At 43.2% G+C, this 6,989-nt stretch carries 3 protein-coding genes and 1 pseudogene; 1 reads left to right on the forward strand and 3 read right to left on the reverse strand.

The window, feature by feature from the left end; all coding sequences use genetic code 11:
• Positions 1–323: 323 nt before the first annotated feature.
• The 3 genes from TOL9009_RS0111025 to TOL9009_RS0111035 form a co-directional block, all read right to left on the reverse strand.
• Positions 324–1,112, reverse strand: a complete 789-nt coding sequence (locus tag TOL9009_RS0111025) for a GDSL-type esterase/lipase family protein (RefSeq protein WP_084763180.1) — start codon at positions 1,110–1,112, stop codon at positions 324–326.
• A gap of 218 nt (positions 1,113–1,330) precedes the next feature.
• Positions 1,331–2,500, reverse strand: coding sequence for a CapA family protein (locus tag TOL9009_RS0111030; RefSeq protein WP_029632853.1), 1,170 nt, complete (start codon positions 2,498–2,500; stop codon positions 1,331–1,333).
• A 436-nt stretch (positions 2,501–2,936) separates the two neighbouring features.
• Positions 2,937–5,573 carry an AAA-like domain-containing protein gene (locus TOL9009_RS0111035; protein WP_029632854.1) on the reverse strand — a complete coding sequence of 879 codons (2,637 nt, stop codon included), beginning with the start codon at positions 5,571–5,573 and terminating at the stop codon, positions 2,937–2,939.
• A gap of 229 nt (positions 5,574–5,802) precedes the next feature.
• Here TOL9009_RS0111035 and TOL9009_RS49215 point away from each other — a divergent pair.
• Positions 5,803–6,893: pseudogene (locus tag TOL9009_RS49215) on the forward strand (ISAs1 family transposase).
• Positions 6,894–6,989 lie beyond the last annotated feature (96 nt).

The raw sequence follows: 6,989 nt of genomic DNA on the forward strand, positions 1-6,989 counted from the left end.
TATTATTTGCGCTATCCACCAAACACTGGACAAAACTGGAAAACCAGTACCTGTGGAGAGGTAGCCAGTCTCAGTCCGCTCTGCGGACTACGTTAAGAAGGTCATGACACCTACGAGTGCTTTCCAGCTTGTGCTTCTGTCGTCAAAGATTAAACAGATCTATTTGGTTAAGTCAGTGTCTTTGACCTAACAAGCCTTCTTAACATTGACGAGGAAAACATTACCTGAGAAATCAGAGTTGGTTTTCTAGGTTTCCATTCAAAAAACCTAGATCAAATCTATGCAATGTCTGCTTTGTCCACCTTTGTCCAATGAATTAGTCATTAGAGGCGTGGCGATCGCACTCCTTGAAGTATCGCTTTCAAGGCACGAGTCCACTCTTGCGCTATAAACTTATTGCCCTGCTCGTTAAAGTGAACACCATCGCTAAAAATATCACCCTGTTTTAATCGAGCAAGTATTGAAGCGTGCATATCAAGGAAAAATATTTGCTTGCCTTGTGCAGAGAGCTTTGTGACACGTTCCTTAAGAAATGCGTTGGCTGTAGTTTTAGTTTGATTACGATCGACACCCTTATTTATATCCCATTTAAACGGGGGAATTGAGGCGATTACAATTTTCGCGTTGGGACGTAATAACAAGATATCATCGATAATCCCTTTAAGGGATTTTGTGAGAAAGGCTGAGGTGTTATCACCTCGTACATCACTAGCAAAGAAATCATTAGTACCGAGCATTATCAGGACTACATCAGGTTTGGTCGCTTGAACCCAATCTCGAATGCTTCCGGGATTTTTCTCCCATGAGGGGAGACGAACATTTGATTTTGGTTGTTGCAACACTTGCGCTGCCGACCAACCACCATGACACTCATTATCGGGGTCAGTATATGCGCCGTCTTTTTTAGTTCCCACCCAATCTATAGTAGATCCAAATTTGGTGTGTGCTACCTCACTACGCAAAGCGGCAATGTTGCCTGCACATAGAGAATCTCCTAAAGACATCACTTTAGTAGCTGCGATCGCAGTTCCAACGGGATAAAAACACAGTAGTATGGTGACTAAACTTAAGTTTCCCCACCTATAGTTAGTTCTTTGTTTGCTATTGGTCATATTGAGGTTATATTCAGAAGGCAGAAGGCAGGAGGCAGAAGGCAGAAGGGAACCCACCCTTAAAAGAGTGGGATTGTAACTAGGGCGTTTTATACCGAGACTGCAAGCAGTCTCGGTATAATTATTGATTTTGACTGGGCTTTAAACCCAGAACTAAAGTTTTTATTAATACTTCTTTCCTTCTGCCCTCTGCCCTCTGCCTTCTGCCTTCTCATTTCTTATTTTATATTCGCCAAGACAATTTCTCCTTGCTTATTAATCTTCATCGGCTTTTTGGGGAAATCATTCTTATTCAAATAACGTAAAAGGCTGACAGTTGTAAACCGCTGATCTATATGCGGAATTCCCTGTTTATTTATGCGAACAGGGATAATTTTACTTCCGACTAATTCGCCATAAGGATTCATTTTTACTTCTAAAATCATTGAGTAACCAGTTTCGGCTTTTGTTGATAAAGTTCGGTATCCGAGAAAGTTTCCTAAGGAATAAGCGATGAGTTTTCCTTTATAGATTTCCATCGCTCTCGGTACGTGAGGTCCATGTCCGATAACTAAATCTGCGCCGACATCAATCATTGTCCGAGCAAATTGCAGCGAATTTCCTCGGTCTTCTCCATAAAAATATTCGGTTTTATTTTTCACATGCATTGCGCCGGTTCCTTCGGCTCCTGCCTGCATGGAAATAATTACTAGATTGGCATTTGATCTAGCTTCATCAACAAGAGCTTTCGCTGTTTCTAAATCGTGCATTGAGTTATAAATATCGTAGGTAGTAAACCCAATCATCGCTACGGGGACATTACGAACTTGTTTATAAAGAATTTGATTCTTATGACCTAATGTTTCAATACCAACTGCGGCAAGATTATTAACTGTATCTCGAAATCCTGTTTTCCCAAAGTCTAATGCATGGTTGTTTGCCATATTGAAAACATCAAAGCCAACATCAGCAAACAACTTTGCATATGTTGGGGGAGAACGAAAGGCAAAAGTTTGTCCTTGATTGATATCTTTAGATGAATAAGGATAAGTAGTTAAACTAGTTTCCAGATTGCCCAATAATAAATCGGCTCTTTGCAAGTATGCTCGCACCGACTTGGGGATTAGCTGATTGCGATCGCGTGGAAGTCTGTTATCAGGGTAATTAGTACCGGGAATCACATCACCCACAGCTTGAATCGTGATATAATCCGATTCTGGCTCTTCAAAACCTGACGGTGGTGTGTATTGTGGCTCATATCCTGGTAAAAGCGGTATAGCTTCCTCTGAACTTGCAGCTTGCGATCGCTGCACTTGCCCAAAGCGGACAAAGATGCCGATACTAATGCCTACACAAAAACAAAAGCTGATAAAACTCAATGGGAGTAATCGCCCAATTCTATTTGCCATATTCGCACTAGTGCCACTCCTGGGATTATCGGATTAGTTTAACCCAGAAATCGGGAATTTTTAGGATAAATTAACTTTAAGTCTTGCTCCCCTTCCCTTGTAGGGAAGGGGTTGGGGGTTAGGTTTGAGAGAAAGTTGCACACCGCATTACATATTAGTCTAGATACCCCAGTATGGTGCGTTATGGACACGGCGATATAACAAACGGGTTCCCAAATTCAATAAACGGACTCCCGAATTCAATAAACGGGTTCCCAAATTCAATAAACGGACTCCCGAATTCAATAAACGGACTCCCGAATTCAATAAACGGGTTCCCGAATTCAATAAACGGTGAGGTTATGATTGACTACAACTTTATCGCGGCGATCGCAATTGACTTGCAACTATCCACATAAGCTAAACCCTCAAACACTCCCCCCCTTCTCCTCTCCCCTCATCTCTTCTTACATACCTCAAGTTCTTTCAACGTCTCCGGATGACTGACAAAGTAATCACTTAACCTCAGACAACCCCTATTTAACAGTTCATCTAAGCCTTCAACTAGCCATACCTTGGCGGTTTTGTCAGCAGAAGCGGTGACAATTTGTTTGCCATCAGGGCTAAAACTGGCGCTGTAGACTTCTCCTTGATGCCCGGTAAGGATGGTGATGAGTTTACCATTCAAGTCCCACACCTTGGCGGTTTGGTCATCTGAAGTGGTGACAATTCGTTTGCCATCAGGGCTAAAACTCGAGCTGTTGACTCTATGCTGATGCCCGGTAAGGGTGGCGATGAGTTTACCATTCAAGTCCCACACCTTGGCGGTTTTGTCATCTGAAGCGGTGACAATTCGTTTGCCATCAGGGCTAAAACTGGCTCTGTTGACTTCTGCTTGATGCCCAGTCAGGGTAGCGAGCAGTTTGCCAGAAATGTCCCACACCTTGGCGGTTTTGTCAGATGAAGCTGTGACAATTCGTTTGCCATCAGCGCTAAAACTGGCGCTGTTGACTGCATACTGATGCCCGGTAAGGGTGGCGATGAGTTTGCCAGAAATGTCCCACACCTTGGCGGTTTTGTCATATGAAGCTGTGACAATTCGTTTGCCATCAGCACTAAAACTGGCGCTGTTGACTGCATACTGATGTCCGGTAAGGGTGGTGATGAGTTTGCCAGAAATGTCCCATACCTTGGCGGTTTTGTCATATGAAGCGGTGACAATTCGTTTGCCATCAGCACTAAAACTGACGCTGTTGACTGCATACTGATGTCCGGTAAGGGTGGCGATGAGTTTGCCAGAAATGTCCCAGTCCCACACCTTGGCAGTTTTGTCCCAGGAAGCTGTAACAATTCGTTTGCCATCAGGACTAAAACTGGCGCTGTTGACTAGTGACTGATGCCCGGTGAGTTGATTTCGCTTTTGGGTGTTATCTAAAATCGTTCTTAAAGCTAAAAGTGGGCTAGCTGCGGGATATTCCTCTAAGGAACGATTATCTTTAACTAGCTTTTGCAAATCTTGTCCGGCTCGCATTGCCGATCGCAACGCTTCTGTTTTCTCATAATAAGACGGCGCCGATGGCAACGCTTCTGTTTTCTCATAATAAAACTGCTGTAAAGCATTGCTGCCTTCTCGTTCTATTCTGGTTCCTTCTGCTGCTTGTTGTAATTTGTTAAGAGCAACTGTTGCCGCAATTACTGCCCCCACCACAGATATACCCAAAATCAAAGAACCAAGGCGAATCCGCTGATTAGCTTTTTGCGTCGCTGCTTGTAAAATCTGATTAGCTTGCTTTTCTGCTTCTATCGCTTCTCGCTTGTCTGATTCTTGGCTAGCTGCGAGAAACTGATAATCCTCAACACCCAAGCTTTTATCTGCTGCCCAAATCAAAGCATCCTGTAAGGCTGCACCCCGCAACAACCGTGATTCATCTTGACGATTTGTATCTATCCATGCTCTGAAAGCTTGAGAATAAGGACGCAGTTTGGCTAATTCTCTCTCAACCCAACTCAGGTTAAAAACCGATTCATAAATCAAGTTATAAACTTTTAACTTACCTTGCTGCTTAACCACCAACCCCGTCAACCGCAACTGCATTTGTTCGGGATTATCATTCGCCGCCACTTCACCCTGTTGTAAAATTTGCTGATAAAGTCCTAACAATCTGCCTGCAACTTGCTCGCTACTGAGAATCCGATCTCGGATCGTCTTTAAATGCTCCGGCTCATCCTGGGATTCCCAATAAGTAATAACATAAGTTTCAACCAACTGATCAACCTTAGACTCATCCCCAGTTTCTGCTCCCCAACCCTTAGTCTTGATTAACTTACAAAGTTTTTGAGTGAGAAACGGTTGTCCACCAGTCCAAGCTAAAATCTCTTGCAATACTCGTTGCGGATTACTAACCTTCCCCACAAACCCCAAAGCTAACGGTTCAGCTTCATTTAACTTAAAGCCCGTGAGAGCGATCGCACGACCTATATTAAATGGTGTGCGCTTTTTATCTTTAATCAAATCCGAGGGAGTTGCAACGCCAAACAGTGTAAAAGTTATCCGCTGATACTCTGGTTTATCAGCACGCTGGTTATAGCAACTGCGGATTAAAGCAAAAAAATCGTCAACCGAAGGCAAATTCAAGCTGAGAATGCTATCAATTTCATCAATAAAAATCACAATGTTTTGAGAAATCGACGTTAACAGCACATCCTCAATAAACTTCCCCAACCGCTGCACCGGCGAAAGTAAATCGTGACTAACCCACCAGCTTTCTAAATCAAAAGTTTGATACAAATACAGACTGCTAATAATACTATCAATCACCCCTGCATACCATTGCTCGGCAGTGATATCCCAAGTCCCAATCGCTGTAATATCAATAGCAGCACAAGCAACACCCTCAGCTTGCAACCGTTGCATAGTTCTCACCCGCAAGCTAGATTTACCCATTTGCCGCGAGTTCAGCACATAACAAAAATCCCCTGCCTTCAGCCCCGCATACAAATCTTCATCAGCCTGCCGCGTCACATAAGTGAGAGAATCAGAAGGGAGACTCCCGCCAACTTGATATTCATACTTTGGCTGATCTGTAGAACTCATCAGTTAATTCTCATGAGCGCGATTATGGCTTAATTCTCTGCAATCTGCTGTAAATTATACCCCTCGTTGTCACCACAAAATCCTCTTGTGTAGACCTCTTGCATAAATTAAAAATAAAGAACCCCACCCCCAACCCCTCCCCGCTTGCGGGGAGGCAGGGTGGTTTCATACAAACAGAGAAAAATGACAATACTTATGGGAGGCGATCGTAAATTGACAATCTGGAAGTATGAACAATCTGATCGAACAATTGCAGCAAGTCCCAGACTATAGGCACATCCGGGGACGAAGACATGAATTATGGTTAGTATTATTGCTCATATTGCTGGGAGCAATGACTGGGTATTGGGGCTACCGTCCACTGGAAGATTTTACCAAAGTACACAGACAGAGCTTGATTGAACTGTTAAACCTAGATGAGACAATTAAGTTTCCATCCTATTCAACGTTCCGACGAGTACTGAAAACAGTCGATTTTCAGCCACTAACAGACTTATTTAATAATTGGGCATCAGTTTTTGTTCCACCAATGCCTTATGAGAGACTGGCGATTGATGGCAAAGGCATTCGTTGCACAGTCACAGATTACAGTCAATCCTACCAAAACTTTATCAGTACAGTATCAGTTTATAGTCACGATCGCGGCATTGTACTCAGGATGCAACCAATGTCAAACAAAAAAATTAGTGAAGTGGCGATCGTACAACAATTAATCTCCGAGTTTTCTGGTCAACAAGTCGTTTTTACCCTTGATGCTTTACACTGCCAAAAAAAACTGTATCGCTAATCATTAATAGTGGTAATGACTACCTGATTGGATTAAAAGAAAATCAACCGACACTCTATAAAATGGCTCAAACCCAATCACAACAGGATACTCCACTCACCAGTGCCATCACTATAGAGAATGTTCATTCACGAAAAGTCCAACGTGAGTGTAAGGTTTTTGCTGCCCCCGAACAACTTCAAAAAAAATGGTCTGGACTCAAAACTTTTGTGGTTGTCGAGCGTCAGGGTGAGCGCAATGGTCAGCCATCCTACGAGCGTCAATTCTATATATGTAGTCAATATCTCGAAGCTCAACAGTTACTTTGTGACATTCAAGGGCATTGGGGCATCGAAAATCGACTGCATTGGGTTCGAGATGTGACATTCCAAGAAGACTTTCCACCACGTCGTGGTGGCAATGCTCCTGTCAATTGGTCTATTTTACACAACTTTTTCATTACGATCGCCCGCAAACTCGGTTTCCGAACTATTCCTCAAGCACAACGCGCCCTCTCTAATCAACTACACAAAGTTTTTTCTTTCTTTGTATGAAACCACCCTGCCTAACCCCCCTTAAAAAGGGGGGAACCGGAATTAAAGTCCCCCTTAAAAAGGGGGATTTAGGGGGATCTAAAACGTTTTGCTACC

The sequence above is a fragment of the [Scytonema hofmanni] UTEX 2349 genome (assembly GCF_000582685.1).
GTDB classification, from domain to species: domain Bacteria; phylum Cyanobacteriota; class Cyanobacteriia; order Cyanobacteriales; family Nostocaceae; genus Hassallia; species Hassallia hofmanni.

Bases quoted from the DNA above. Each gene is read 5' to 3' on its own strand.
- TOL9009_RS0111025 (WP_084763180.1), bottom strand. From the start codon at position 1,112: ATGACCAATAGCAAACAAAGAACTAACTATAGGTGGGGAAACTTAAGT.
- TOL9009_RS0111030 (WP_029632853.1), bottom strand. From the start codon at position 2,500: ATGGCAAATAGAATTGGGCGATTACTCCCATTGAGTTTTATCAGCTTT.
- TOL9009_RS0111035 (WP_029632854.1), bottom strand. From the start codon at position 5,573: ATGAGTTCTACAGATCAGCCAAAGTATGAATATCAAGTTGGCGGGAGT.